The sequence below is a fragment of the Escherichia sp. E4385 genome, assembly GCF_963883145.1.
Lineage (GTDB): Bacteria > Pseudomonadota > Gammaproteobacteria > Enterobacterales > Enterobacteriaceae > Escherichia.
The window spans coordinates 36210-62116 of sequence record NZ_CAWOOJ010000011.1 but is presented as its reverse complement, the minus strand read 5'-3'; the positions used below and the strand labels follow the sequence as shown (position 1 = coordinate 62116).

Sequence of the window (25907 nt, the reverse complement as noted above, 5' to 3'; positions counted from 1 at the left end):
TAGTTATTCATCAAAGTCGTAAGTCATGATCACTTTGATTGCGGTTTTATCGACCATCGCATCAAACCCTTCGCACCATTGCGAAAGGCCAATACGATGCGTGATCATCGGTTTGACGTTGATAGCACCGCTGGCTAATAGCCGGATAGCGTTACGCCAGGAGGTGGAGTCATAAGCCATATGTCCAATGATGCTTTTGTTCCAGGCGGTAATGTCATTAATCGAGAAATCAAGAGGTTTGAAGCCCATTCCAACGCGTACCACTTCCCCATTCGGGCGGAGCATTTCGATGGCTTGTTTCAATGCGATATTGGCACCGGAGCATTCAATCACCAGTCCCAAATTGTCTTTGCCACAAATTTGCTGGCAGCGCGCCACCACATCTTCGGTAGAACCATTTACTACTGCCGTTGCCCCCAGTTCTTTTGCAACCGGGAAGCGGACCGCCACATCTTCTTGCAGACCAACGACGACGATATTTACCGCCCCCATAATCCGCGCCATTTGTACGGAGAACAGCCCGAGTGGGCCAGTGCCGATGACGACCACATCCTGACCAGGAAGGAATTTCGATTGCTGCGCGATGGATTTGTAGGCATTACAGATAGGGTCAAGTACAGCTGCGTCCTCATAATCAACACCATCAGGGATTTCCCACAACGCATGACGATGAATTTTGAGAATTTCACCAGGAACCAGACAATATTTGGAAAAACCACCGCCCCAGGTATTGTTATCCAGACCAAGGTTTACTTTTTCTGTACAACACAGAAAATCACCTTGTTCACAGGCCGGACAAACGCCGCAAACGTGACCGCTGTTATCCGACACGACGCGTTGCCCCACTTTCCAGTCTTTGACTTTTTCACCAACCTGCGCAATACAACCTGCAAACTCATGGCCGCGGATAGAGTTAAACTCATCAGAACCGCTATCAACGTTGTAGTGTTTCATGTCTGCGCCACAGATAGCTGCGGCTTTAATTTCAATCACCACATCTTCCGGGCCACAAACGGGCCGTGGGACATCAATCATCTTGTAGCCGCCAAAGGCCTTGCCAAACCGAGCCAGTGCTTTCATTGCGTCATCCTTTGTGTTTTGTTTTGCTTAGATGACCATCATACTTACCCACATAATTTTTGAGGTCAACATTAAATCTTTAAAACACAGATATTGATCTGCGATTTACAACTTAGATCACAAATACGCAGAAAACCTGAGAATGGGTTACAGATTGATGGAAGGCGGTACGCAAAAGAGGGAAATTCAGCAGTGATCCCTACTTAACGAAAGAAAGGATGCAGGGATGAAAAATTCAGGGGGGTTAATACAGACGTGAAGCTCCGGAAAGGTTTAAAGCTACAAACGAAATCGACGAGGGATTGGACAATTAATTTCAGGCAATCCCCTTTATTAATTACCTGTAAAGGGGATAACTCCATCACTTAAACATAGCAATCGGCTTCGCCGTAATACCAAAATCTTCTTTCAGTTGCTGCTTGCTCTTCATCACCATCTGACCGTTGGTGTCGATGGTCATATGCTGCGCGTCGGTATTGTTTCGAGCTTGCCAAAGCATGACCAGTTGCAGGCAGTTCTCTTTTTGTTGTTCGGTCAGCGCAACGCCATCTGGCCATTTTCCCAGTTCAACAGCGGTCGATAAACGCTGATAAACCTCAGGCGTCATGCTGTTGATCATTTCATCAAGATTCATGATTTTTCCGCTCCTGTGGAATAAGTTGCTGAATCGTTTTTTCAACCGTTGACTTCTTCGCCATTTTCACCATCAGTGAAACGTAAAGAGGCTGAGTTAATACAATAACGTTCGCCTGTGGGCTGCGGCCCATCAGGAAAGACATGTCCAAGATGGGCATCACAGTTACCGCAACGAATCTCGATGCGCTGCATTCCATGTGACAAGTCTTTGATATAACGAATTGAATCTTCACTCACCGGTTCGTAAAAGCTCGGCCAGCCACAACCTGAATCATATTTAGACTGGGAGTGAAACAGAGGGGCATCGCAGATCAAACAGTGGTAAAGGCCGTCACGCTTATTGTGCAGTAAACGGCCAGTAAATGGCGGCTCGGTCCCGTGATTCTGTGTCACGTAAAACTGCATCTCGGACAATTTGTTTTTCAGTTCGTCTGCCGAAGGTTTGTTAGCCATTTGCTCACATCTCACTTTAATCACGCTCACATTACGCGACCAATTCTAACAAAACATTAACACCAACTGACAAAAATTTGTCCTAAACTTGATCTCAGCGAAATGGCAGCGCCTAAATCGTGATGAAAATCACATTTTTATCATAATTGCCCTTTAAAATTCTCGGCGCCGCCCTCATGTGGTTTCAGGCACAAAGGAAGAGTGAGGCAAGTCAGTCGCGTAATGCTTAGGCAGAGGATTGATTTGTCGCAATGATTGACACGATTCCGCTTGACGCTGCGTAAGGTTTTTGTAATTTTACAGGCAACCTTTTATTCACTAACAAATAGCTGGTGGAATATATGACTATCAAAGTAGGTATCAACGGTTTTGGCCGTATCGGTCGCATTGTTTTCCGTGCTGCTCAGAAACGTTCTGACATCGAGATCGTTGCAATCAACGACCTGTTAGACGCTGATTACATGGCATACATGCTGAAATATGACTCCACTCACGGTCGTTTCGACGGCACCGTTGAAGTGAAAGACGGTCATCTGATCGTTAACGGTAAAAAAATCCGTGTTACCGCTGAACGTGATCCGGCTAACCTGAAATGGGACGAAGTTGGTGTTGACGTTGTCGCTGAAGCAACTGGTCTGTTCCTGACTGACGAAACTGCTCGTAAACACATCACCGCTGGTGCGAAAAAAGTGGTTATGACTGGTCCGTCTAAAGACAACACTCCGATGTTCGTTAAAGGCGCTAACTTCGACAAATATGCTGGCCAGGACATCGTTTCCAACGCTTCCTGCACCACCAACTGCCTGGCTCCGCTGGCTAAAGTTATCAACGATAACTTCGGTATCATCGAAGGTCTGATGACCACCGTTCACGCTACCACCGCTACTCAGAAAACCGTTGACGGCCCGTCTCACAAAGACTGGCGCGGCGGCCGTGGCGCTTCTCAGAACATCATCCCGTCCTCTACCGGTGCTGCTAAAGCTGTAGGTAAAGTACTGCCAGAACTGAATGGCAAACTGACTGGTATGGCGTTCCGCGTTCCGACTCCGAACGTATCCGTAGTTGACCTGACCGTTCGTCTGGAAAAAGCTGCAACTTACGAGCAGATCAAAGCTGCCGTTAAAGCTGCTGCTGAAGGCGAAATGAAAGGCGTTCTGGGCTACACCGAAGATGACGTAGTATCTACCGATTTCAACGGCGAAGTTTGCACTTCCGTGTTCGATGCTAAAGCAGGTATCGCTCTGAACGACAACTTCGTGAAACTGGTATCCTGGTACGACAACGAAACCGGTTACTCCAACAAAGTTCTGGACCTGATCGCTCACATCTCCAAATAAGTTGAGATGACACTGTGATCTATAAAGAGCGACTTCGGTCGCTCTTTTTTTTACCTGATGAAATGAAGTTAAAGGACTGCGTCATGATTAAGAAAATTTTTGCCCTTCCGGTCATCGAACAAATTACCCCTGTCCTCTCCCGTCGTAAACTGGATGAACTGGACCTTATTGTGGTCGATCATCCCCAGGTAAAAGCCTCTTTTGCATTACAGGGCGCTCATCTTCTCTCGTGGAAACCTGCGGCTGAGGAAGAAGTTCTGTGGTTGAGCAACAATACCCCGTTTAAAAATGGTGTCGCCATTCGCGGCGGCGTACCGGTTTGCTGGCCGTGGTTTGGTCCGGCTGCACAACAAGGTCTGCCTGCGCACGGTTTTGCCCGTAACCTGCCGTGGACGCTGAAATCACATAGTGAAGATGCCGATGGCGTGGCGCTGACTTTCGAATTGACACAAAGCGAAGAGACGAAAAAATACTGGCCACACGACTTTACGCTATTAGCGCATTTCCGCGTGGGTAAAACCTGTGAAATCGATCTTGAATCACATGGCGAATTTGAAACCACCTCTGCCCTGCATACCTACTTTAATGTTGGCGATATTGCCGGGGTGAGCGTCAGTGGTCTGGGCGATCGCTACATTGATAAAGTGAATGATGCAAAAGAAGGTGCACTAACTGACGGGGTCCAGACATTCCCGGATCGTACCGACCGCGTGTATCTGGATGCCCAGGATTGCAGTGTGATTAATGACGAGGCGTTAAATCGTATTATCGCCGTAGGCCACCAGCATCATCTGAACGTCGTTGGCTGGAACCCAGGACCGGCGCTTTCTGTCAGCATGGGCGATATGCCGGATGATGGCTACAAAACATTTGTTTGTGTGGAAACAGCTTACGCTTCAGAAACTCAAAAAGTCACCAAAGAGAAACCTTCACATCTGGCGCAATCCATTCGCGTTGCCAAACGTTAATTTGCGTTAGTCACTGTGCCGGATGCATGCATCCGGCCTTGCAGCAAATCACACCATATCCAGCGCAGTTTTTCCTTTTGGTGCCGGGTACGCTTTTTCCAGCATCGCCAGTTCTTCCCCTGAAAGCGTCAATTCCAACACTGCCGCATTTTGTTGGACATGTGCGACAGTTGCCGCTTTCGGAATCGCCATCACGCCCTGATGGCTGATCACCCACGCCAGCAGAACTTGCGCCGCAGTGACATTGTGAGCATGAGCAATTTCGTTGACCACTGCGTTTTTTAGCAAGCCATTACGTAAGCGCCCGGCCTGCGCCAATGGACTGTATGCCATCACTGGCATATGTTGTTGCTGACACCAGGGTAGCAGATCATATTCAATACCGCGCGAGCCGAGATGATAAAGCACCTGATTGGTAGCGCATTGATTTCCCCCTGGCACCTGCCAGAGTTCCTGCATGTCGGCATAATCAAGATTAGAAACGCCCCAGCGCCGAATTTTGCCCTGGGCGATCAGTTTTTCCATTGCCGCAACAGTCTCTTCAAAAGCGAAACTGCCAGACCAGTGCAATAAGTAGAGATCGAGATAATCGGTATTGAGACGACGTAAACTGGCTTCGCAAGCGTTAATGGCTTTTTGCCCGCCGGCATTCCACGGATAGACTTTGGAGACGAGGAAAACCTTATCACGCAGGCCGGATAATGCTTCACCAACCATCTTTTCGGCACCGCCTTCGGCATACATTTCAGCGGTATCAATGAGAGTTAAACCAAGATCAATGCCCGCACGCAGTGCATCAACTTCGGTTTTACGCTGACTGACCTCTTCGCCCATATACCATGTTCCCTGCCCTATGGCTGGCAGTGAGACATCGCCACTAAATTGAATCGTTTTCTGTTGCATCGCTTCCTCCCAGTTTTTGCACCACCGTAATGCAAAACAGGGCATTACGCCCTGTTTTTATGCACAAAATGCCCTGGAAAGATGCATTATCAGAATTTGTAGGTGATCCCGGTAGAAATCAGGCCAGTCCAGGATTTATCCACCATCGGGCTGTCGGTAACTTCGTCAGACAGGCGGGTATAGCGCGCGGTGCCATAAACGTTCCAGTCGCCGAGGAAGTTGTAGCTGGCGCTCAGCTCCAGATACGGGCTCCAGCTGTCATTCGGGTTATAGCCACGCAGGCCGCTGCGAGCGGACTCTTTACGCGATACGCCATAATAGTATTCGTTATGGTTTTCGCTGTTCCACTGAACACCGATACCCGGGGTCAGAGTCAGACCACCATTGGTGTAACGGTATAACCAGGCAGTATCCCAGACAATGCCGTTGCTGTTATCCAGGGTATCGCCAGCCAGGGTGGTACGCAGGTAACCATACTGGGTAAAGTGAGCGTAAGACAGACCTGCCATCATGGTGCTCTTACGGTCATCCAGGTGACGCATTTGGTGATCGCCACTGTCTTTGGCTTTGAAGTAGAGCGGCGACCAGTAAGCGGTAATCGAAAGTTTATCCGTTGCATCATTCCACAGGTAGTAACCACCACCTAAGCCACGGAACCAGAAGTTATCGCCTTCGTAGTTGATTACTGGTACTGGGTAAACATCGGTATCGTAATCTTTATAAGGGTGTTCAACGACACCTACGCCTGCGCCCAGGGAAAAATTACCTTCAGCGTGTGCTACGCCTGCAGACGTTGCGATAAGCACTCCAAGTGCCAGAAGTTTGAGTTTGGTCACAATTAATTATTCCTTAAACAAATGTTTAGCGGGCGACAAAGTTTACCCGTCAATACAACGAAACCCAAACTTTTTGCGTTTTCATTTCAAAAGGTAACTGTTTAATTTTCCTGACGCTGATGACGCGGCGCTTACAGCTGAATGAATTTTGCGTTAATGGCGGCATTATTCTTTACATTAGTTATGCAATTTTTATGGATGAGTTGTTGATATGCCATTGAAATTCAGAAAGCCGTGCAGGCAAGTTTCTCAATTGCCATCTACGCTTAATTTTGAAGGTGTATCACCGGGCACGTTGGTCTCATGGTCCGCAGGATGGCATGAGAGTTGCTGTGTTTTAGCAAGAGACGTCGTTCAGTTTACCTCTTCCGGGAGCCTCTACTATTCATATGAACGGCTCTTAACCTGTGCTAAAAAACGAAAGGACGGCATACCATGAATATATTCGATCACTATCGCCAGCGATATGAAGCTGCCAAGGACGAAGAGTTCACACTGCAGGAGTTTCTTACCATTTGTCGGCAAGATCGCAGTGCTTATGCCAACGCGGCAGAGCGGCTATTGATGGCTATTGGTGAGCCTGTCATGGTCGATACAGCCCAGGAGCCCAGACTTTCTCGACTCTTTTCTAACCGGGTCATCGCACGTTATCCGGCATTTGAAGAGTTTTACGGCATGGAAGACGCGATTGAACAGATTGTCTCTTATCTGAAACACGCGGCTCAGGGGCTGGAAGAGAAGAAACAAATCCTGTATCTGCTGGGACCTGTGGGTGGGGGTAAGTCGTCACTTGCTGAACGACTGAAATCATTAATGCAACGCGTGCCTATTTATGTATTGAGCGCCAACGGTGAGCGAAGCCCGGTTAACGATCATCCGTTCTGTCTGTTCAATCCACAGGAAGATGCGCAGATCCTTGAAAAAGAGTACGGCATTCCACGCCGCTACCTTGGCACCATTATGTCGCCGTGGGCGGCAAAACGTCTGCATGAATTTGGTGGCGACATCACTAAATTCCGCGTGGTCAAAGTGTGGCCGTCTATTCTGCAACAGATTGCCATTGCCAAAACGGAACCGGGCGATGAGAACAACCAGGATATTTCCGCGCTAGTGGGGAAAGTGGATATTCGTAAACTCGAACACCACGCCCAGAACGATCCGGATGCCTACGGCTATTCCGGTGCGCTGTGCCGCGCCAACCAGGGGATCATGGAATTTGTTGAGATGTTCAAAGCACCGATTAAAGTGCTGCATCCCCTGTTAACCGCCACTCAGGAAGGTAACTACAACGGGACGGAAGGTATCTCCGCCCTGCCGTTCAACGGGATTATTCTCGCCCACTCGAACGAATCTGAATGGGTGACTTTCCGTAATAATAAAAACAACGAAGCCTTCCTCGACCGTGTCTATATCGTGAAGGTGCCATATTGCTTGCGTATTTCCGAAGAGATCAAAATCTACGAGAAATTACTTAATCATAGTGAATTGACTCACGCGCCATGCGCGCCAGGCACGCTGGAAACATTATCACGTTTTTCCATTCTTTCGCGCCTGAAAGAGCCAGAAAACTCCAGCATTTATTCGAAGATGCGCGTTTATGATGGCGAAAGCCTGAAAGATACCGATCCGAAAGCCAAGTCATATCAGGAATATCGTGATTACGCGGGCGTCGATGAAGGGATGAACGGTCTGTCTACGCGTTTCGCGTTTAAGATCCTCTCCCGCGTGTTCAACTTCGATCACGTGGAAGTGGCGGCTAACCCGGTTCATCTGTTCTACGTTCTTGAACAGCAGATTGAACGCGAGCAGTTCCCGCAAGAACAGGCCGAACGCTATCTGGAGTTCCTGAAAGGTTATCTGATCCCGAAATATGCCGAGTTTATCGGCAAAGAGATTCAGACGGCCTACCTTGAATCCTATTCTGAATATGGGCAGAACATTTTCGACCGTTATGTCACCTATGCGGATTTCTGGATTCAGGATCAGGAGTATCGCGACCCGGATACTGGTCAATTGTTTGATCGCGAGTCGCTGAACGCCGAGCTGGAGAAAATCGAAAAACCGGCGGGGATCAGCAATCCGAAAGATTTCCGTAACGAGATCGTCAACTTTGTACTGCGTGCCAGAGCGAATAACAGCGGACGCAATCCGAACTGGACCAGTTACGAAAAACTGCGCACGGTCATTGAGAAGAAAATGTTCTCCAATACCGAAGAGTTGTTGCCGGTCATTTCGTTTAACGCCAAAACCTCAACCGACGAGCAGAAGAAACACGACGATTTTGTCGACCGTATGATGGAAAAAGGCTACACCCGTAAACAGGTACGTTTACTGTGCGAATGGTATTTGCGCGTACGTAAATCGTCTTAACAACAACGGCCCGGTGCGCATGCGCCGGGCCTACAACGACAGCGAACCGTGTGCCAGACAGGCGGCAACACAGGCGTAGCATACAGTTGGCAAATGCAGTACGGGGGGCATATGACCTGGTTTATTGACCGGCGTCTGAACGGCAAAAATAAAAGCATGGTGAATCGCCAGCGTTTTTTACGCCGTTATAAAGCGCAAATTAAACAGTCGATCTCCGAGGCCATTAATAAGCGTTCGGTGACCGATGTCGACAGCGGCGAGTCCGTTTCCATTCCAACGGAAGATATCAGCGAACCAATGTTTCATCAGGGGCGTGGCGGCTTGCGCCATCGCGTTCATCCGGGCAACGACCATTTCGTACAGAACGACCGTATTGAGCGGCCTCAAGGCGGCGGCGGTGGTTCTGGTAGCGGTCAGGGCCAGGCCAGCCAGGACGGTGAAGGTCAGGATGAATTCGTCTTTCAGATTTCGAAAGATGAGTATCTCGATCTGCTGTTTGAAGATTTGGCTTTACCAAATCTGAAACAAAACCAGCAACGCCAGTTGACCGAATTTAAAACGCATCGCGCGGGTTATACCGCTAACGGCGTTCCGGCCAATATTAGCGTGGTACGCTCATTGCAAAATTCGCTGGCGCGACGTACCGCGATGACCGCGGGCAAGCGGCGGGAACTGCACGCGCTGGAAGAAGATTTAGCGATAATCAGCAATACTGAACCTGCGCAACTGCTGGAAGAGGAACGCTTGCGCAAAGAAATAGCCGAACTGCGAGCTAAAATTGAACGTGTTCCTTTCATCGACACTTTCGATTTACGCTACAAAAATTATGAGAAACGGCCCGATCCCTCCAGCCAGGCAGTAATGTTCTGCCTGATGGACGTTTCTGGCTCGATGGATCAGTCCACCAAAGATATGGCCAAACGTTTTTACATTCTTCTGTATCTGTTCCTGAGCAGAACATACAAGAACGTAGAAGTCGTTTACATTCGCCATCATACCCAAGCGAAAGAAGTTGATGAACATGAGTTTTTCTACTCACAGGAAACGGGCGGCACCATTGTTTCCAGCGCACTGAAACTGATGGATGATGTGGTAAAAGAGCGTTATAACCCGGCGCAGTGGAATATCTATGCTGCGCAAGCATCGGACGGCGACAACTGGGCTGATGACTCTCCGCTGTGCCATGAGATACTGGCGAAGAAATTACTGCCAGTTGTTCGTTATTACAGCTATATCGAAATTACCCGTCGTGCTCATCAGACATTGTGGCGCGAATATGAGCACCTGCAATCTACTTTCGAAAACTTTGCGATGCAGCATATCCGCGATCAGGATGATATTTATCCGGTATTCCGTGAACTGTTTCATAAGCAAAACGCAACTACTAAAGACTAATACCATCAGCCAGGTCATTATTACCTGGCTGATTTTTAGCTTACTGTAAATTATTTAATTTATTACATACGTTAGCTTACAATTGCTTTAAGTATGACAGCGCAACCTTTACACAATTTAGTTCCAGAAAACAATCATTCGGAAAAATGATTCGGTTAACACGTATTTTCCCGGGGCTATTCTTTAATTATTTTTTATTGATAGCGAAAATTGATCTTGGTCAAAACTATATATCTCGAGCATCAATAAAATTCAGCACTCACATTGCTCTCCTTTTTATGATTTCTATGTGTACACAAAAGCTAAAAGCACAAAGCTTTTTTATTTTCAGTTTACTGCTGACATTGATTTTATTTTGCATCACCACCTTATATAACGAAAACACCAATGTAAAACTCATCCCGCAGATGAATTACCTGATGGTTGTTGTGGCTTTGTTTTTCCTTAACGCCGTCATTTTTCTATTCATGCTAATGAAATATTTCACTAACCGTGAAATTTTACCAACACTCATTTTAAGCCTTGCATTTTTAAGTGGCATTTTCTATTTAACTGAAACCATTGTCATTATTCATAAACCTATCAGTGACAGTACGCTTATTCAGGCTAAATCAAATGATGTTTCCATATTATATCTGTTTCGCCAGCTAAGTTTCATTTGCTTAACAGCGTTAGCTCTCTTCTGTTATGACCGAAAAAGTATTCTAACGAACAACAAGAAAAAAACCTGCATCCTGTTGTTGGCGCTGATACCTTTCATGTTGTTTCCCTTACTGGCACACAACCTGAGCAGTTATAATCCTGACTATTCCTTATACGTCGTAGATTACTGTCCGGATAGCAATTCTGCGAGCTGGGGAATTAACTACACAAAAATTTTGGTTTGTCTGTGGGCATTTTTGCTGTTCTTTATTATCATGCGCACACGACTAGCAAGCGAACTTTGGCCGTCAATAGCGTTATTATGTCTGGCATCGCTCTGCTGTAACTTACTTCTGCTGACTCTGGATGAATACAATTACACCATTTGGTACATCAGTCGTGGTATCGAAGTTTCCAGCAAACTGTTTGTTGTTGCTTTTCTGATTTATAATATTTTTCAGGAGCTGCAACTCTCCAGCAAACTGGCGGTTCATGATGTGTTGACCAATATTTATAATCGCCGTTACTTTTTCAACAGCGTAGAGTCATTATTGTCGCGACCTGTTGTGAAGGATTTTTGTATCATGCTGGTAGATATTAACCAGTTCAAACGCATCAATGACCAATGGGGGCATCATGTGGGTGATAAAGTGCTGGTTTCAATTGTCGATATTATCCAGCAAAGTATCCGCCCCGATGACATTTTAGCCCGTCTTGAGGGTGAAGTATTTGGCCTGCTATTTACCGAACTCAATGCTGCCCAGGCAAAAATTATTGCTGAACGTGTGCGTAAAAATGTCGAACTCCTGACCGGCTTTAGTAACAGATATGCTGTTCCTGAACCAATGACTATCAGCATTGGCAGTGTTTTTTCCACCGGAGATACGCACAATCTTTCACTTGTCATGACAGAAGCAGATAAAGCCTTACGTGAGGCGAAAAGCGAGGGAGGCAACAAAGTGATTATTCATCGTCTTTGAGTGCAAAAATATTCACCGCCATGCTTTTTGCGTGGCTTTTGCATACAATTAATATCTAATACCACTAAATTTCTCCTCCCCAACGGCACAGAGATGAGTATAATTAGCGCCCCTGTGCCAGGCCGCAATCGAACTTTAACTGGTTTTCTCATTTCACTAACCGAAGGAGTGCCATTTATCATGAAATTGCACCATAGAATGCTCCGGCATTTTATCGCCGCAAGTGTCATTGTGCTGACATCTTCCTTCCTTATTTTTGAACTTGTCGCCAGCGACAGAGCGATGAGCGCCTACTTGCGCTATATCGTCCAGAAAGCGGATTCCTCCTTTCTCTATGATAAGTATCAAAATCAGAGTATTGCCGCACATGTCATGCGCGCACTTGCTGCTGAGCAGTCAGAGGTGTCGCCAGAACAGCGACGTGCTATCTGTGAGGCTTTTGAAACGGCCAATAATACTCATGGATTAAATCTGACGGCCCATACTTATTCTGGCTTGCGCGGGACATTACAGAGCGCATCCGATGACTGTGACACAATTGTGGAAGCAGCGGCGCTATTACCCGCATTTGATCAAGCGGTGGAAGGTAATCGCCACCAAGATGAATATGGTTCCGGTCTTGGGATGGCCGAAGAGAAATTTCACTATTATCTCGATCTCAATGACCGCTATGTCTATTTTTATGAGCCGGTAAATGTTGAATACTTCGCCATGAATAACTGGTCGTTTTTGCAATCAGGAAGCATTGGCATTAACCGTAAAGACATTGAAAAGGTGTTTACCGGTCGAACCGTATTATCGAGCATTTACCAGGATCAGCGTACCAAACAGAATGTGATGAGCCTGCTGACGCCGGTTTATCTCGCAGGTCAACTTAAAGGGATAGTGCTGCTGGATATCAATAAAAACAACCTGCGGAATATCTTTTACACTCATGACCGCCCTCTCCTCTGGCGTTTTCTCAATGTTACGCTTACCGATGTAGATTCGGGTCGGGACATTATTATCAACCAGAGTGAAGACAATCTGTTTCAGTATGTCAGTTACGTCCATGACTTACCTGGCGGAATTCGCGTTACATTATCCATTGATATTCTTTACTTTATTACATCTTCATGGAAAAGCGTTGTCTTCTGGCTGCTGACGGCATTGATATTACTGAATATGGTGCGCATGCACTTCCGCTTGTACCAAAACGTGACTCGCGAAAATATTAGCGATGCGATGACCGGATTGTATAACCGCAAAATATTGACTCCTGAATTGCAGCAACGCTTGCAACGCCTGGTTCAGGCAGGTTCTGCAGTCATGTTCATTGCTATTGACATGGACAAGTTAAAGCAAATTAATGACACACTCGGCCACCAGGAAGGTGATTTAGCGATTACTTTATTGGCACAGGCGATTAAACAGTCGATTCGTAAAAGCGATTATGCTATCCGTCTCGGCGGTGATGAATTTTGCATCATCCTGGTCGATTCGACGCCACAAATTGCTGCGCAATTGCCTGAACGTATTGAAAAACGCCTGCAACACATCGCACCGCAAAAAGAGATCGGCTTCTCTTCCGGCATTTATGCGATGAAAGAAACCGATACGATTCACGATGCTTATAAAGCGTCCGACGAACGTCTGTATGTCAATAAACAGAACAAAAACAGCAGTTCATGATAATCTTCTGTGGTTGTTTAGTTATAAATCCAGGAGCGTGAAATGACTGAAACGGCTAAAGGAAGCGTGACGCATCAGCGCTTAATCGCTTTATTATCACAAGAAGGCGCTAACTTCCGCATCGTCACCCACGAAGCGGTGGGCAAATGTGAAGCGGTGTCAGAAATTCGCGGCACCGCTTTAGGTCAGGGCGCTAAGGCGCTGGTATGTAAAGTCAAAGGTAATGGCGTTAATCAACATGTATTAGCGATACTTCCTGCCGATCAACAGGCCGATCTGAGCCAACTCGCCAGTCACATTGGCGGGTTACGCGCCTCGCTTGCCAGCCCGGCGGAGGTCGATGAACTCACGGGCTGCGTTTTTGGCGCCATCCCGCCTTTCAGCTTCCACCCCAAACTCAAACTGGTCGCTGACCCACTACTCTTCGAGCGATTCGATGAAATTGCCTTCAACGCAGGCATGCTGGATAAATCAGTTATTCTTAACACCGCAGATTATTTACGCATTGCGCAACCAGAGCTGGTCCATTTCCGCCGTACTGTATAACTAGCTGGTCCGTTCAAGTAGCAAAACTGACAGTACCAGCACAACCGCAATGGCAAAAAACGATGACGTGATAATCAGTGTCTCAATGAACATTTGATCGTTCATGGTTTTACCCCTGGAGATAACTGTTTTCACGTTATTGTTAGCGTACGCACATGGCAGTTTGATGACAATTCTCCCTATTTTTTATGCAAAAAGTGTAATTAATGTCTGATTCCTGCCCTCAGCAAGCGTAAAGTACGAGGGATAATTATTTTTTGGCAAGGAAACCACGATGTTTGATGTCACTTTGTTAATCCTCCTCGGATTAGCTGCGCTGGGCTTTGTCAGCCACAACACCACTGTCGCCGTTTCAATTCTGGTGTTGATCATTGTCCGCGTCACACCGTTGAGCACCTTTTTCCCCTGGATTGAAAAACAAGGGTTGAGTATCGGGATAATTATTCTCACCATCGGTGTTATGGCCCCAATCGCCAGCGGGACGCTGCCACCGTCGACACTTGTTCACTCGTTTCTGAACTGGAAATCATTAGTCGCTATTGCCGTAGGCGTGATTGTTTCCTGGCTTGGCGGACGCGGCGTCACGTTAATGGGTAGTCAGCCACAACTGGTAGCCGGATTGCTGATGGGTACGGTTTTAGGCGTAGCGCTTTTTCGCGGTGTGCCCGTCGGCCCGCTTATTGCTGCTGGCCTGGTTTCGCTGATAATTGGTAAGCAGTAGTTTTTGCCGCAGCCGCCATAACCATAAAAACAAAGTGCTATAGTGGCGTGGCAATGTTGCGTGAAAGGGAGAACAAACACGATGAATATTCAGTGTAAACGCGTCTATGATCCGGCTGAACAAGGCGATGGTTATCGCGTACTGGTCGATCGTCTCTGGCCGCGTGGTATCAAAAAAACAGATTTAGCACTTGATGAATGGGACAAAACCATCACGCCTTCAACGGAATTACGCAAAGCCTTTCACGGCGAAGTGATCGATTTTGAAACCTTTCGCGAACAATATCTTGCAGAACTGGCGCAGCATGAGCAAGAAGGGAAACGACTGGCGGATATTGCCCGCCAGCAGACACTAACCCTACTCTATTCGGCAAAAAATACCACGCAAAACCATGCTCTGGTGCTGGCCGATTGGCTACGCAGTTTGTAATTCTCGCCCGGCATCCGGTTGTTATTTTCTATCAGCCGGATGATCCCTCCGCCATAATGCCCATTCATCAATCGTTTCGCCGCCCGGTAATTTGCAATTGTTGCTGACCCCTTGCGCTGTTTGTACCGGAATAAGCGTACCTCCCTTTTGCTGGCAGTAGACCGATGCAGGATTAGCCATTCCAACATGTGGCGGTTTAGGCGCATCGGGTTGAGAAGCAGTTGAACACCCCGCCAGGACTAACAGGCAAGGCAAAACAAAACGGATAATTTTCATATAGTGATCTCACTCGTTTATCTACACTTTAGAGTATCGCGGTATCGTTATGTTTTGCAGCACTATTTCTTTTACATTCATTCGAAATATATTACGTCTGGTTTCATCTTTGTTGATGATGTTTTATCATGCCTGTAAAGATTAAATATTCAGCATTTTACCTACCACCGCCTGGAGTTCTTTCGTGTCAGATCAGATCATTGCCCGCGTCTCGCAGTCACTCGTCTCGGAACAGTCTCTGGAAAGTCTGGTCCGGCAACTTCTGGAGATGCTGGAAATGGTTACCGACATGGAGTCGACGTATCTGACAAAAGTGGATATTGACGCGCGCCTGCAACACATTTTGTATGCCCGTAATAGCCAGAAAATGCACATCCCGGAGAATTTTACCGTTTCCTGGGATCACTCATTGTGCAAACGCGCAATTGATGAGAACTGTTTTTTCAGCGATGAAGTCCCTGACCGTTGGGGCGACTGCATTGCGGCACGCAATCTTGGGATCACGACATTTCTGAGCACGCCGATTCACTTACCGGATGGCTCATTCTACGGCACGCTTTGCGCCGCCAGCAGCGAGAAACGCCCGTGGAGCGAACGCGCGGAGCAAGTTTTGCAGTTATTCGCCGGGCTTATTACACAATACATCCAAAAAGAGGCGCTGGTTGAGCAATTGCGTGAAGCTAATGCGGCGTTGATTGCGCAATCTTATACTGACTCTTTGACGGGACTGCCGAATCGAAGGGCAATTTTTGATAATCTGACGACACTGTTTTCTCTCGCGCGGCATCTGAAACGTAAAGCCATTATTGCCTTTATCGATCTGGATAACTTCAAATTAATCAATGACCGTTTTGGTCATAATAGCGGAGATCTGTTTCTTATTCAGGTTGGCCAGCGCCTTAACACACTACATCAGAATAGCGAGATTATTGGTCGTCTCGGCGGTGATGAATTTTTGGTCGCATCGCTGGCCGATGAAAATGCCGATATCCCGTCATTGCGTGAGCGTATTCAGCAGCAAATACGCGGTGAATATCACTTAGGTGATGTTGACTTGTTTTATCCTGGCGCCAGCCTCGGCATTATTGAAGTGGATCCTGAAACAACTGATGCCGACAGCGCCCTGCATGCCGCAGATATCGCAATGTACCAAGAGAAAAAACACAAAGAGAAAAAACCTTTTGTCGCGCATTCAGCTCTGGATTCCTGAGGCGTATTCAAATCCTTTTGATTGGTGATAACATGCGAATCGGTATTATTTTCCCTGTCGTAATCTTTATTACGGCAGTCGTATTTTTAGCGTGGTTTTTTATTGGCGGCTATGCTGCCCCGGGAGCATAAAGATGAAAAAAACAACGATTATTATGATGGGTGTTGCGATTATTGTCGTCCTTGGTACCGAGCTAGGGTGGTGGTAACACAGCACCTGTAAAAATAGCAAAGGCTGCGAAAAAGCAGCCTTTGTTTTATTTGAGCGTTAGCTTTTGACTTTTCTGTAGATAAACAGCACGACAAGCGCACCGATCACCGCAACCACGAAGCTGCCAAAGTTAAAGCCATCGACTTTACCAAAGCCAAACAGTGTACTGATCCATCCGCCAACCACGGCGCCGACAATCCCCAACAGGATAGTCATGAAGAATCCACCACCATCTTTACCTGGCATAATCCACTTCGCCAGAATACCAGCAATAAGCCCAAAAATAATCCATGACAGAATGCCCATTTTATCCTTCCTTATCTGTTTTGTATTAGCGAGTTGGTCGCTAATAAAAAGCATAGCACAACATCAAAGAAGTAAAAATTGTGATGAGCATCACGCATATTTTTTTTGCGATGGCGCATAAAATGGCGAATTTTTCTATCAGGTAAAATTACCAGCCACAAACATCATGTTCGTTTTCTGTGTCATAAGAGCGCACCGTGTTAACAAGATCTTTTAACACTTCCGCCGCAACTTCTGGCACCAGCAATGTCATCGGTGTCTCTGTTTCGTAATCAACAGAGACACCATTACTGTTATTGGTGACGGTTACGGTATACGTTGCTTTGCCCATAATTCATCTCCCGGTATGAATGACTTTCCGTTGTTTTGCGCCTTCCATCAGGACTTCAGGGGCAACGAAGAAGTCGATGTTGAAATAAGTATCGTCTGTCATGGCTTCAATGTTGTGCCATTTTTCCGGCGGGAACACCGCAAATTGCCCCGCTTCGATAAGGATCACCTGATCAGGTTCTGTGCTGTGTTCATCAGCATAGCCGAGATATTTGACCGCCCCATGCATAACGGACAATCGAGGGTAAACCCCGGGACGAGTTCCTTTATCAAGATGACGTTCGAATATTCCGGCAGGTGCGGTTTGTTTATTCCAGAAAGGTGTTGAGCGTGTATGAATGTAATTCTGTGGGATTTGTAGCATCCTTCTCCCTCCTTCGGTAAATGCGCTGAAAACCGTTTATTCCAGCCGTTTCAGGGTACGCCTGATAATTTGCATTTTAAATACCATTTATTGGTTACTTTTTAGCACTGCGTCAACGTCCAGGCGCGGTAGCGTTCAGGAAGGAAGCCCGCGGGATCGCGGGCGGAAAGCACTAAGATTGCAGCGTCGCCAGTCGAGCGGCAAAACCGACAAACATCAAACCAATCAGAGAGTTGCCTAGTTTTGCCAGTTTCTTTTTAGTGCGAATGTACTGCGTGACAAAGGCGCCGGAAATAATCAGGAAGCTCAAATAACAGAAGCTGACTATCTCAAGTGTCATCGCCAGAATAAAGAACGAAATACCCGTATGTGGCGCATTAACGTCGATAAATTGCACGAAAAATGACACGTAGAATAAAATAGCTTTCGGGTTGGTCAGGCTCAATATTAAGGCGCGCTTGAAAATAGCGCCATATTGTGGTTCATCCGATTTGGCCTCGCTATTGTTGCCCTTCAGGGTGGCGTAAAGAATTTTACCCCCAAGATAGAGCAAATAAAACGCGCCAAGATAACGTACGATGTTGAATAATATCGGTGTGGTCTTAATCAACGTTGCCACACCTGCCCACGCCAGAAACATTAATACCGCATCACCAATAAATACGCCGCAGGCTGCAAGATAACCACCTTTCACTCCACTGCTGACGCTATTTTTAAGCACAAACAAAGTATTCGGCCCAGGCACCAGCACGATAAAAATGGCCCCAACCAGATAGGTCCAGTAATTCAGAACCCCATATTCAGCGAACACGTTAACCTCTTTAATTTTCTTTGGGAAATGCGCGATTAAAGGTGAATATGCTAACCAATCTGTAGTGGCTTAGAAAGGAGAAAATCAGGTTTTAACCTGATAATAACCCGATAATTGAATCATTAATCAGGCGTGATCCAGTGAAAAATTCGGGTAGTGCTCGGCAAAATACTGGCGTAAAAACTCTACCGTTATCCGCACCTTCGCTGATGTTGCCAGCCTGGATACATACACCGCCCAGACATTCGCGGGCTGATAATACTCCGGTAGTACCTGCACCAAATGGCCACTGGCAATATTTTCGCTGACATCCCACCAGGAGCGCAGCGCAATACCCTGACCATCGAGACACCATTGATGCACTATTTCACCATGATTAGACGCTAGCGGGCCAGTGACTTTAATGGCGTGGTTTCCTTCTTTATTGCGCAATTGCCAGACGCCAAATGGATGATCGCGCTCTTTTATAACCAGACAAGGTAACGCTGAAAGGTCCGTGAAATGTTTCGGCGCACCATGTTGTGCAATAAATTCCGGCGACGCGCAGAGGATACGGTAATTGGTCGCCAGTTTGCGGGCGATTAAGTTAGGTGCAATGTCATCACCAATACGAATATCGAGATCGACGCCTTCATTGACCAGGTCGACCAGTCTGTCTTCCACGTCAAAGCGTAATTCCAGTTGCGGATAAGCCTTTGCCAGCGCCGATAATGCCGGAGCTACAACTCGCCGTCCAAACCCAAAACTACTGATAACACGCAACATCCCTTGTGGCACGAGTCGCACGTCGGAGAGTTCATCCATCATCTGCCCGACATCCTGCAATATGCGCTGCGCCCACTCATAAATCCGCTCACCTTCTTCGGTGATCGTCACGCGACGCGTGGTGCGGTGTAATAACACCACATTCAGTGTTTGTTCCAGTAAGGCGATACGCTTGCTAACGAAAGCCGGAGAAACACCCATTTCTTCTGCTACAGCAGCAAAACCAGCCCGGCGAGCCACCAGCATAAAGACGCGCAAATCGTTCAGCAGCGGTAAATTATTCATGATTCGTGTTTTATGTTTCACCAGTTGCGGGGATTAATTCCTTTTCAGTCAATTATAGGATGAGGGTATTGTCAATTTTGATGGTCAGGAAGTGAGAACCCAATGATGAAAACGTTTCGGATCGCTGCAATACCCGGGGATGGAATCGGCAAAGAAGTCCTTCCTGAAGGGATTCGTGTGTTACAGGCTGCCGCTGAACGCTGGGGCTTTGCCTTAAGCTTTGAGCAGATGGAGTGGGCAAGTTGCGAATATTACAGCCATCACGGCAAAATGATGCCGGACGACTGGCATGAACAACTCAGCCGTTTCGACGCTATCTACTTTGGTGCTGTCGGCTGGCCGGATACCGTTCCGGACCATATTTCGTTATGGGGATCGCTGCTGAAATTTCGCCGTGAATTTGACCAATACGTTAACCTGCGTCCGGTCCGCCTCTTTCCTGGCGTACCTTGCCCACTGGCGGGGAAACAGCCTGGCGATATCGATTTTTACGTAGTGCGCGAGAACACAGAAGGCGAATACTCGTCTCTGGGTGGACGGTTAAACGAAGGAACGGAGCATGAGGTTGTCATCCAGGAATCGGTATTTACCCGCCGTGGCGTCGACCGTATTTTGCGTTATGCCTTTGATCTGGCACAAAGCCGCCCACGTAAGACGCTAACTTCTGCCACTAAATCGAACGGTTTAGCCATCAGCATGCCGTACTGGGATGAGCGAGTGGAAGCAATGGCTGAGAATTACCCGGCGATCCGCTGGGACAAACAGCATATTGATATTCTCTGCGCGCGCTTTGTGATGCAACCAGAACGTTTTGACGTGGTGGTGGCATCCAATTTGTTTGGCGATATCCTTTCCGATCTTGGCCCGGCCTGCACCGGCACCATCGGCATTGCCCCATCCGCCAACCTGAATCCGGAACGTACTTTTCCGTCGCTCTTCGAGCCTGTCCACGGTTCCGCGCCGGATATCTACGGGAAAAATATTGCTAACCCTATCGCCACGATTTGGGCCGGTGCAATGATGCTCGATTTCCTCGGCAATGGCGATGAGCGTTTCCAGCAAGCGCATAACGCTATTCTGGCAGCGATTGAAGAAGTGATTGCTCACGGGCCGAAAACACCCGATATGAAAGGCAATGCCACCACGCCACAGGTTGCCGACGCGATTTGCAAAATTATTTTGCGTTAAGGTCAAACCAGTTTATTTGAACCGCGTCACTGACGCGGTTTTTTTATTCATTCTCTTCAGTAAATAACCTGCGTCATTTCACCTTTTATTGTTTCCGTTTCGTGTTTTATGGCTTTCCGTATTCTTAATTGTTTAATTTATGTAACATGCAAATAATCAATTTGTTAAACACAACATGCAATTCATTACCCTGCACATAATTACAACTGGCAAAAGCCAGAGACGGGCTTTTATGCCCAGGAGATGACTCATGATGAGCAATGTTAAGAAAAAAGATGTGCCGCTGATAAGCATCAGCCTGGTGGCCATTCTTTTCATCGCAGCTGCATTAAGCCTTTTCCCACAACAATCGGCCGACGCGGCCAACGCAATATTCACTTTTGTCACGCGTACGTTAGGTTCCGCCGTACAGGTATTGGTTTTGCTGGCAATGGGACTGGTGATTTATTTAGCCACCAGTAAATACGGCAATATTCGTCTTGGCGAAGGAAAACCGGAATACAGCACGCTCTCCTGGCTGTTTATGTTTATTTGTGCCGGTTTAGGTTCTTCTACGCTTTATTGGGGGGTTGCTGAGTGGGCCTATTATTATCAAACGCCTGGTTTAAATATCGCGCCGCGTTCACAACAGGCACTCGAATTTAGCGTTCCCTACTCCTTCTTCCATTGGGGCATCAGCGCGTGGGCAACCTATACGCTGGCCTCATTAATCATGGCTTACCACTTTCATGTGCGGAAAAATAAAGGGCTGAGTCTTTCCGGCATTATTGCTGCTATTACCGGCGTTCGCCCGCAAGGTCCGTGGGGAAAACTGGTCGATTTGATGTTCCTGATCGCCACTGTCGGCGCACTGACTATTTCCCTGGTCGTCACCGCCGCAACTTTTACTCGTGGTCTTTCCGCACTGACCGGTTTACCGGATAACTTTACCGTACAGGCTTTTGTTATCCTGCTTTCCGGCGGCATTTTTTGCCTTAGCTCGTGGATTGGTATCAACAACGGTTTGCAACGTCTGAGCAAAATGGTCGGCTGGGGCGCCTTCCTGCTGCCATTGCTGGTTCTGATTGTCGGCCCAACCGAATTTATTACCAACAGCATCATCAATGCCATCGGCCTGACCACGCAAAACTTCCTGCAAATGAGCTTATTTACCGATCCGCTTGGCGATGGTTCATTTACCCGCAACTGGACCGTTTTCTACTGGCTGTGGTGGATCTCATACACGCCCGGCGTGGCAATGTTTGTCACCCGCGTTTCGCGCGGCCGTAAGATTAAAGAAGTTATCTGGGGACTGATCCTCGGCAGCACCGTCGGTTGCTGGTTCTTCTTCGGTGTAATGGAAAGCTATGCCATTCATCAGTTTATCAATGGCGTAATCAACGTCCCTCAGGTGCTGGAAACACTGGGCGGTGAAACAGCTGTGCAGCAAGTTCTGATGTCGTTGCCAGCCGGTAAATTGTTCCTCGCCGCATACCTGGGCGTGATGATTATTTTCCTTGCCTCGCATATGGATGCGGTGGCCTACACCATGGCGGCGACCAGTACGCGTAATCTCCAGGAAGGTGAAGATCCTGACCGTGGGCTGCGTCTTTTCTGGTGCGTGGTGATCACACTGATCCCGCTTTCAATTCTGTTCACCGGCGCGTCGCTGGAAACGATGAAAACCACCGTCGTGCTCACAGCCCTTCCCTTCCTCGTCATTTTACTGGTGAAAGTCGGCGGATTTCTTCGCTGGCTGAAACAGGATTACGCCGACATTCCGGCTCATCAAGTTGAACATTATCTCCCGCAGACACCGGTTGAAGCCCCGGAAAAAACGCCTGTGCTCCCTGCGGGAACCGTATTCAAAGGCGACAACTGAGCGCCATCATCCTAACGATAAAGGTATCCCTATGAGCAATCTGAGCCCTGACTTTGTACTACCCGAAAATTTTTGCGCTAACCCGCAAGAGGCGTGGACCATTCCTGCCCGTTTTTATACCGATCAGAACGCCTTTGAACACGAAAAAGAGAACGTCTTCGCTAAAAGCTGGATTTGTGTCGCCCACAGTAGCGAACTGGCGAATGCTAATGATTACGTGACGCGTGAGATCATTGGCGAAAGCATCGTGCTGGTACGCGGTCGTGATAAGGTTTTGCGCGCGTTCTATAACGTTTGCCCGCACCGTGGTCATCAGTTGTTGAGCGGTGAAGGAAAAGCAAAAAATGTGATTACCTGCCCGTATCACGCATGGGCATTCAAACTCGATGGCAACCTGGCCCATGCGCGTAACTGCGAAAACGTCGCCAATTTCGATAGCGACAAAGCGCAACTGGTCCCGGTGCGTCTTGAAGAGTATGCCGGATTCGTCTTCATCAACATGGACCCCAACGCCACCAGCGTAGAAGATCAGTTACCCGGTCTGGGAGCGAAAGTGCTGGAAGCCTGCCCGGAAGTCCACGACCTGAAACTGGCGGCCCGCTTTACCACCCGCACGCCTGCCAACTGGAAGAACATTGTCGATAACTATCTCGAGTGCTATCACTGTGGTCCGGCGCATCCAGGTTTCTCCGACTCCGTTCAGGTTGATCGTTACTGGCACACCATGCACGGTAACTGGACACTGCAATACGGTTTCGCCAAACCGTCAGAACAGTCGTTTAAATTTGAAGAGGGTACGGATGCGGCATTCCACGGTTTCTGGCTGTGGCCGTGCACTATGCTGAACGTCACACCGATCAAAGGGATGATGACGGTCATTTATGAATTCCCGGTGGATTCTGAAACCACCCTGCAAAACTACGATATTTACTTCACCAATGAAGAGTTAACCGACGAGCAAAAATCGCTGATTGAGTGGTATCGCGATGTGTTCCGTCCGGAGGATTTACGTCTGGTTGAAAGCGTACAGAAAGGGCTGAAATCGCGTGGCTATCGTGGTCAGGGGCGCATCATGGCCGACAGTAGCGGTAGCGGGATTTCCGAACACGGTATCGCCCATTTCCATAATCTGCTGGCGCAGGTATTTAAGGACTAATGACATCGGCGGCGGTCTATTCCGCCGCCGGGCTGATTTTTGATGGAGTACAGCAATGTCAGACTATCAAATGTTTGAAGTACAGGTGAGTCAGGTAGAACCGCTTACCGAGCAGGTGAAACGCTTCACGCTGGTGACAACCGATGGCAAACCATTACCTGCGTTCACCGGAGGAAGTCACGTCATTGTGCAGATGAGCGATGGTGATAACCAGTACAGCAATGCGTATTCGCTGCTGAGTTCGCCGCTCGATACAACTCATTATCAGATTGCCGTTCGACTGGAAGAAAACTCGCGCGGTGGTTCGCGCTTTTTGCATCAGCAGGTGAAAGCTGGCGATCGGTTGACCATTTCGACGCCTAATAATCTGTTTGCGCTAATTCCCTCGGCCAGAAAGCATCTGTTTATTGCGGGCGGTATTGGTATCACCCCTTTCCTGTCGCATATGGCAGAGTTGCAACACAGCGACGTCGACTGGCAGCTACATTACTGCTCGCGAAATCCAGAAAGTTGCGCATTTCGTGATGAGCTAGTCCAGCATCCGCAGACTGATAAAATCCATTTTCATCACTCATCGATCGGAACGCGACTTGAATTAGCGCGATTATTGGCGGATATCGAACCTGGCACACACGTTTATACCTGTGGCCCCGAGGCGCTAAATGAAGCGGTAAGAAGTGAAGCTGCACGTCTGGACATCGCCGCCGATACGCTGCATTTTGAGCAGTTTGCTATTGAAGACAAAACCGGCGATGCGTTTACACTAGTGCTCGCCCGTTCCGGTAAAGAGTTTGTGGTGCCGGAAGAGATGAGCATTTTGCAGGTTATTGAAAATAATAAAGCGGCAAAAGTGGAATGTTTATGTCGTGAAGGGGTATGCGGGACCTGCGAAACGGTGATTCTGGAAGGTGAAGCTGACCATCGGGACCAGTATTTTAGCGATGAAGAACGCGCCAGCCAGCAAAGTATGTTGATCTGTTGTTCACGCGCGAAGGGTAAACGCCTGGTGTTGGATTTGTAGTTTGCCTGAAGCCGGACGCACCTGTCCGGCTCAGGAAGGTTTTACTGCGGATATTCCTGCAATAAATTGTGCAATGCTTCTGCCATCAGCTCACCGCGCCAGCCGGAAATTAGCTCCGGCAAATTGTTCTGCGGTTTCAGTTTCCAGTGCCAGTTCAGCAGCTGGTTGATTTGCCGACGCGATGCCAGCAATTCGGCGCTGATTTTGTGCGTTTCGCTCACGTCAGTAATCAGCGATTTAATCGCTTTAAACGCTTTGCGATAACCGGGCATGTCCATCAGGTTAAGCATCGGCTGCGGTAAGGCCTCTTCCGGCAATGCCTGCGCTTTTTCCACCAGCGCCAGCAGCGTTTTACCGTGGAAGCGGATTTCGCTACCGGATAAACCCAGGCTGTCCAGTTCTCCTAAACTTCCCGGCATATAACGCGCTACCGACCACAAATGCTCTTCACGCACGACAAAGTTCACCGCCAGATCGCGCTCCCGCGCCTTGCGCAGTCGCCAGTCGGCTAACAGTTGCAGACAGGCCAGTTGGCGCGTACGTAATTGCCAGGCATTGGTGATATCACGCCAGGCATCTTCCGGCGCAACGACTTCCTGACGACGCATTTGCATCAGGCGGCATTCATCCAGCGCCGCAGGTAACCAGCCAGAGGCTTCCGTTTCTACTATTAGCTTTGCGGTGATCGGTAACAAATACCAGACGTCCGCTGCCGCGTATTCGCATTGACGTTCGGTTAGCGGTCTTGCCAACCAGTCGGTGCGCGATTCACTCTTGTCGAGCGTAACGCCGGTGTACTCTTCCACCATGGAAGCAAATCCCCACGACATCGGGCGTCCGCAGAAAGCAGCGAGGATTTGCGTGTCAATTAGGGGTTGTGGTAATTCGCCAAAGACATTGAGGAACACTTCCAGATCCTCACTGCCCGCATGGAGAAATTTGGTAATGGACGGATCACGCAGGATCGCTTTCAGCGGTGACCAGTCGGTGATCCCGAGCGGATCGATTAGCGCCAGATGCTCGCCATCGAAAAGTTGAATCAACCCCAGCTGCGGGTAATAAGTGCGCGTACGAACAAATTCAGTATCCAGGGCTATTGCCGGAAAGGCACGGACAGCTTCACACAAAGAAGCCAGCGCATCGTCCGTGGTAATCAT

Annotated in this window: 29 protein-coding genes; 16 read left to right on the top strand and 13 right to left on the bottom strand. The window is 48.0% G+C overall.

Going from position 1 to position 25907, the window contains the following annotated elements; translation table 11 throughout:
* Nucleotides 1–3 precede the first annotated feature (3 nt).
* The 3 genes from AACS80_RS10185 to msrB all read right to left on the bottom strand — a co-directional run bounded on the left by AACS80_RS10185 (nucleotide 4) and on the right by msrB (nucleotide 2169).
* Nucleotides 4–1080 (bottom strand): zinc-binding dehydrogenase, encoded by a 1077-nt coding sequence (locus tag AACS80_RS10185; RefSeq protein WP_130208378.1) that lies wholly within the window; start codon nucleotides 1078–1080, stop codon nucleotides 4–6.
* A 361-nt stretch (nucleotides 1081–1441) separates the two neighbouring features.
* Nucleotides 1442–1714: a YeaC family protein gene (locus AACS80_RS10180; protein WP_130208380.1), complete on the bottom strand. Its 273-nt coding sequence runs from the start codon at nucleotides 1712–1714 to the stop codon at nucleotides 1442–1444.
* 41 nt (nucleotides 1715–1755) lie between these two features.
* Nucleotides 1756–2169 carry a peptide-methionine (R)-S-oxide reductase MsrB gene (msrB, locus tag AACS80_RS10175; RefSeq protein WP_135410030.1) on the bottom strand — a complete coding sequence of 138 codons (414 nt, stop codon included), beginning with the start codon at nucleotides 2167–2169 and terminating at the stop codon, nucleotides 1756–1758.
* Nucleotides 2170–2510: 341 nt separating this feature from the next.
* Here msrB and gapA point away from each other — a divergent pair, with 341 nt between their 5' ends.
* On the top strand, nucleotides 2511–3506 hold the full coding sequence (gapA, locus tag AACS80_RS10170) for a glyceraldehyde-3-phosphate dehydrogenase (protein ID WP_000153502.1): 996 nt from the start codon (nucleotides 2511–2513) through the stop codon (nucleotides 3504–3506).
* 83 nt (nucleotides 3507–3589) lie between these two features.
* Nucleotides 3590–4474 (top strand): D-hexose-6-phosphate mutarotase, encoded by an 885-nt coding sequence (locus tag AACS80_RS10165; RefSeq protein ID WP_135410031.1) that lies wholly within the window; start codon nucleotides 3590–3592, stop codon nucleotides 4472–4474.
* 48 nt (nucleotides 4475–4522) lie between these two features.
* Here AACS80_RS10165 and AACS80_RS10160 read toward each other — a convergent pair whose 3' ends face one another.
* The gene (locus tag AACS80_RS10160) at nucleotides 4523–5377 is read right to left on the bottom strand and encodes an aldo/keto reductase (RefSeq protein ID WP_135410032.1); all 855 of its coding nucleotides are present in this window, start codon (nucleotides 5375–5377) and stop codon (nucleotides 4523–4525) included.
* Nucleotides 5378–5466: 89 nt separating this feature from the next.
* Nucleotides 5467–6213 carry a scaffolding protein MipA gene (gene mipA / locus AACS80_RS10155; protein WP_130208388.1) on the bottom strand — a complete coding sequence of 249 codons (747 nt, stop codon included), beginning with the start codon at nucleotides 6211–6213 and terminating at the stop codon, nucleotides 5467–5469.
* Nucleotides 6214–6648: 435 nt separating this feature from the next.
* Between mipA and yeaG the strand changes: the two genes are divergently transcribed.
* The 5 genes from yeaG (at nucleotide 6649) to yeaK (ending at nucleotide 13817) form a co-directional block, all read left to right on the top strand.
* On the top strand, nucleotides 6649–8583 hold the full coding sequence (gene yeaG, locus AACS80_RS10150; RefSeq protein ID WP_064529211.1) for a protein kinase YeaG: 1935 nt from the start codon (nucleotides 6649–6651) through the stop codon (nucleotides 8581–8583).
* A 111-nt stretch (nucleotides 8584–8694) separates the two neighbouring features.
* The gene (locus tag AACS80_RS10145; RefSeq protein ID WP_138183777.1) at nucleotides 8695–9978 is read left to right on the top strand and encodes a YeaH/YhbH family protein; all 1284 of its coding nucleotides are present in this window, start codon (nucleotides 8695–8697) and stop codon (nucleotides 9976–9978) included.
* Between the two features lie 146 nt (nucleotides 9979–10124).
* Complete coding sequence (locus AACS80_RS10140; RefSeq protein WP_171021439.1) at nucleotides 10125–11600, top strand: sensor domain-containing diguanylate cyclase; 1476 nt, start codon at nucleotides 10125–10127, stop codon at nucleotides 11598–11600.
* 180 nt (nucleotides 11601–11780) lie between these two features.
* The gene (gene dgcJ / locus AACS80_RS10135) at nucleotides 11781–13271 is read left to right on the top strand and encodes a diguanylate cyclase DgcJ (RefSeq protein ID WP_130208727.1); all 1491 of its coding nucleotides are present in this window, start codon (nucleotides 11781–11783) and stop codon (nucleotides 13269–13271) included.
* Between the two features lie 42 nt (nucleotides 13272–13313).
* Nucleotides 13314–13817 (top strand): mischarged aminoacyl-tRNA deacylase, encoded by a 504-nt coding sequence (yeaK, locus tag AACS80_RS10130; RefSeq protein WP_135410033.1) that lies wholly within the window; start codon nucleotides 13314–13316, stop codon nucleotides 13815–13817.
* On the opposite strand, the gene yoaI is transcribed toward yeaK, so the two are convergent.
* Nucleotides 13818–13922, bottom strand: a complete 105-nt coding sequence (yoaI, locus tag AACS80_RS10125; protein WP_130218789.1) for a small membrane protein YoaI — start codon at nucleotides 13920–13922, stop codon at nucleotides 13818–13820.
* Nucleotides 13923–14091: 169 nt separating this feature from the next.
* On the opposite strand from yoaI, the gene AACS80_RS10120 reads away from it, so the two are divergent.
* Nucleotides 14092–14538 carry a DUF441 domain-containing protein gene (locus tag AACS80_RS10120; RefSeq protein ID WP_130208396.1) on the top strand — a complete coding sequence of 149 codons (447 nt, stop codon included), beginning with the start codon at nucleotides 14092–14094 and terminating at the stop codon, nucleotides 14536–14538.
* A gap of 81 nt (nucleotides 14539–14619) precedes the next feature.
* On the top strand, nucleotides 14620–14967 hold the full coding sequence (locus AACS80_RS10115) for a DUF488 domain-containing protein (RefSeq protein ID WP_064529217.1): 348 nt from the start codon (nucleotides 14620–14622) through the stop codon (nucleotides 14965–14967).
* Nucleotides 14968–14988: 21 nt separating this feature from the next.
* On the opposite strand, the gene AACS80_RS10110 is transcribed toward AACS80_RS10115, so the two are convergent.
* Nucleotides 14989–15243, bottom strand: coding sequence for a putative hemolysin (locus tag AACS80_RS10110; protein WP_130208398.1), 255 nt, complete (start codon nucleotides 15241–15243; stop codon nucleotides 14989–14991).
* Between the two features lie 184 nt (nucleotides 15244–15427).
* Between AACS80_RS10110 and AACS80_RS10105 the strand changes: the two genes are divergently transcribed.
* The 3 genes from AACS80_RS10105 to yoaJ are packed head-to-tail and all read left to right on the top strand — an operon-like array spanning nucleotide 15428 to nucleotide 16661.
* Entirely contained in the window at nucleotides 15428–16453 is a 1026-nt protein-coding gene (locus AACS80_RS10105) for a sensor domain-containing diguanylate cyclase (RefSeq protein WP_130259884.1), read from the top strand.
* A gap of 32 nt (nucleotides 16454–16485) precedes the next feature.
* Nucleotides 16486–16584 carry a YoaK family small membrane protein gene (locus AACS80_RS10100; RefSeq protein ID WP_001219350.1) on the top strand — a complete coding sequence of 33 codons (99 nt, stop codon included), beginning with the start codon at nucleotides 16486–16488 and terminating at the stop codon, nucleotides 16582–16584.
* A gap of 2 nt (nucleotides 16585–16586) precedes the next feature.
* On the top strand, nucleotides 16587–16661 hold the full coding sequence (gene yoaJ / locus AACS80_RS10095; RefSeq protein ID WP_001386836.1) for a protein YoaJ: 75 nt from the start codon (nucleotides 16587–16589) through the stop codon (nucleotides 16659–16661).
* Nucleotides 16662–16720: 59 nt separating this feature from the next.
* Here yoaJ and AACS80_RS10090 read toward each other — a convergent pair whose 3' ends face one another.
* The 5 genes from AACS80_RS10090 to dmlR form a co-directional block, all read right to left on the bottom strand.
* Nucleotides 16721–16969 (bottom strand): GlsB/YeaQ/YmgE family stress response membrane protein, encoded by a 249-nt coding sequence (locus AACS80_RS10090; RefSeq protein ID WP_064529219.1) that lies wholly within the window; start codon nucleotides 16967–16969, stop codon nucleotides 16721–16723.
* A gap of 148 nt (nucleotides 16970–17117) precedes the next feature.
* A complete protein-coding gene (locus tag AACS80_RS10085; protein ID WP_064529220.1) occupies nucleotides 17118–17300 on the bottom strand; it encodes a DUF1869 domain-containing protein in 183 nt (60 codons plus the stop codon).
* A gap of 3 nt (nucleotides 17301–17303) precedes the next feature.
* On the bottom strand, nucleotides 17304–17654 hold the full coding sequence (gene yeaR / locus AACS80_RS10080) for a DUF1971 domain-containing protein YeaR (RefSeq protein WP_240725503.1): 351 nt from the start codon (nucleotides 17652–17654) through the stop codon (nucleotides 17304–17306).
* Nucleotides 17655–17835: 181 nt separating this feature from the next.
* The gene (gene leuE, locus AACS80_RS10075; protein ID WP_130208404.1) at nucleotides 17836–18474 is read right to left on the bottom strand and encodes a leucine efflux protein LeuE; all 639 of its coding nucleotides are present in this window, start codon (nucleotides 18472–18474) and stop codon (nucleotides 17836–17838) included.
* 126 nt (nucleotides 18475–18600) lie between these two features.
* Nucleotides 18601–19524 (bottom strand): DNA-binding transcriptional regulator DmlR, encoded by a 924-nt coding sequence (gene dmlR / locus AACS80_RS10070; protein WP_130223483.1) that lies wholly within the window; start codon nucleotides 19522–19524, stop codon nucleotides 18601–18603.
* A 102-nt stretch (nucleotides 19525–19626) separates the two neighbouring features.
* Here dmlR and dmlA point away from each other — a divergent pair, with 102 nt between their 5' ends.
* From dmlA to yeaX, 4 genes are all read left to right on the top strand, one after another.
* Complete coding sequence (gene dmlA / locus AACS80_RS10065) at nucleotides 19627–20712, top strand: multifunctional D-malate/3-isopropylmalate/tartarate dehydrogenase (protein ID WP_135410034.1); 1086 nt, start codon at nucleotides 19627–19629, stop codon at nucleotides 20710–20712.
* Nucleotides 20713–20962: 250 nt separating this feature from the next.
* Entirely contained in the window at nucleotides 20963–22573 is a 1611-nt protein-coding gene (gene yeaV, locus AACS80_RS10060; RefSeq protein WP_138183776.1) for a BCCT family transporter YeaV, read from the top strand.
* Nucleotides 22574–22604: 31 nt separating this feature from the next.
* Entirely contained in the window at nucleotides 22605–23729 is a 1125-nt protein-coding gene (gene yeaW, locus AACS80_RS10055; protein ID WP_000067822.1) for a carnitine monooxygenase, oxygenase subunit YeaW, read from the top strand.
* Nucleotides 23730–23784: 55 nt separating this feature from the next.
* Entirely contained in the window at nucleotides 23785–24750 is a 966-nt protein-coding gene (gene yeaX / locus AACS80_RS10050; protein ID WP_135410035.1) for a carnitine monooxygenase reductase subunit YeaX, read from the top strand.
* Between the two features lie 41 nt (nucleotides 24751–24791).
* Here yeaX and rnd read toward each other — a convergent pair whose 3' ends face one another.
* A complete protein-coding gene (gene rnd, locus AACS80_RS10045) occupies nucleotides 24792–25907 on the bottom strand; it encodes a ribonuclease D (RefSeq protein WP_135410211.1) in 1116 nt (371 codons plus the stop codon).

What these genes read in the sequence shown, in the direction of transcription:
- AACS80_RS10185 (WP_130208378.1), bottom strand. Translation starts at nt 1,080, where the DNA reads ATGAAAGCACTGGCTCGGTTTGGCAAGGCCTTTGGCGGCTACAAGATG.
- AACS80_RS10180 (WP_130208380.1), bottom strand. Translation starts at nt 1,714, where the DNA reads ATGAATCTTGATGAAATGATCAACAGCATGACGCCTGAGGTTTATCAG.
- msrB (WP_135410030.1), bottom strand. Translation starts at nt 2,169, where the DNA reads ATGGCTAACAAACCTTCGGCAGACGAACTGAAAAACAAATTGTCCGAG.
- gapA (WP_000153502.1), top strand. Translation starts at nt 2,511, where the DNA reads ATGACTATCAAAGTAGGTATCAACGGTTTTGGCCGTATCGGTCGCATT.
- AACS80_RS10165 (WP_135410031.1), top strand. Translation starts at nt 3,590, where the DNA reads ATGATTAAGAAAATTTTTGCCCTTCCGGTCATCGAACAAATTACCCCT.
- AACS80_RS10160 (WP_135410032.1), bottom strand. Translation starts at nt 5,377, where the DNA reads ATGCAACAGAAAACGATTCAATTTAGTGGCGATGTCTCACTGCCAGCC.
- yeaG (WP_064529211.1), top strand. Translation starts at nt 6,649, where the DNA reads ATGAATATATTCGATCACTATCGCCAGCGATATGAAGCTGCCAAGGAC.
- AACS80_RS10145 (WP_138183777.1), top strand. Translation starts at nt 8,695, where the DNA reads ATGACCTGGTTTATTGACCGGCGTCTGAACGGCAAAAATAAAAGCATG.
- AACS80_RS10140 (WP_171021439.1), top strand. Translation starts at nt 10,125, where the DNA reads ATGATTCGGTTAACACGTATTTTCCCGGGGCTATTCTTTAATTATTTT.
- dgcJ (WP_130208727.1), top strand. Translation starts at nt 11,781, where the DNA reads ATGAAATTGCACCATAGAATGCTCCGGCATTTTATCGCCGCAAGTGTC.
- yeaK (WP_135410033.1), top strand. Translation starts at nt 13,314, where the DNA reads ATGACTGAAACGGCTAAAGGAAGCGTGACGCATCAGCGCTTAATCGCT.
- yoaI (WP_130218789.1), bottom strand. Translation starts at nt 13,922, where the DNA reads ATGAACGATCAAATGTTCATTGAGACACTGATTATCACGTCATCGTTT.
- AACS80_RS10120 (WP_130208396.1), top strand. Translation starts at nt 14,092, where the DNA reads ATGTTTGATGTCACTTTGTTAATCCTCCTCGGATTAGCTGCGCTGGGC.
- AACS80_RS10115 (WP_064529217.1), top strand. Translation starts at nt 14,620, where the DNA reads ATGAATATTCAGTGTAAACGCGTCTATGATCCGGCTGAACAAGGCGAT.
- AACS80_RS10110 (WP_130208398.1), bottom strand. Translation starts at nt 15,243, where the DNA reads ATGAAAATTATCCGTTTTGTTTTGCCTTGCCTGTTAGTCCTGGCGGGG.
- AACS80_RS10100 (WP_001219350.1), top strand. Translation starts at nt 16,486, where the DNA reads ATGCGAATCGGTATTATTTTCCCTGTCGTAATCTTTATTACGGCAGTC.
- AACS80_RS10090 (WP_064529219.1), bottom strand. Translation starts at nt 16,969, where the DNA reads ATGGGCATTCTGTCATGGATTATTTTTGGGCTTATTGCTGGTATTCTG.
- AACS80_RS10085 (WP_064529220.1), bottom strand. Translation starts at nt 17,300, where the DNA reads ATGGGCAAAGCAACGTATACCGTAACCGTCACCAATAACAGTAATGGT.
- dmlR (WP_130223483.1), bottom strand. Translation starts at nt 19,524, where the DNA reads ATGAATAATTTACCGCTGCTGAACGATTTGCGCGTCTTTATGCTGGTG.
- dmlA (WP_135410034.1), top strand. Translation starts at nt 19,627, where the DNA reads ATGATGAAAACGTTTCGGATCGCTGCAATACCCGGGGATGGAATCGGC.
- yeaV (WP_138183776.1), top strand. Translation starts at nt 20,963, where the DNA reads ATGATGAGCAATGTTAAGAAAAAAGATGTGCCGCTGATAAGCATCAGC.
- yeaW (WP_000067822.1), top strand. Translation starts at nt 22,605, where the DNA reads ATGAGCAATCTGAGCCCTGACTTTGTACTACCCGAAAATTTTTGCGCT.
- yeaX (WP_135410035.1), top strand. Translation starts at nt 23,785, where the DNA reads ATGTCAGACTATCAAATGTTTGAAGTACAGGTGAGTCAGGTAGAACCG.
- rnd (WP_135410211.1), bottom strand. Translation starts at nt 25,907, where the DNA reads ATGATTACCACGGACGATGCGCTGGCTTCTTTGTGTGAAGCTGTCCGT.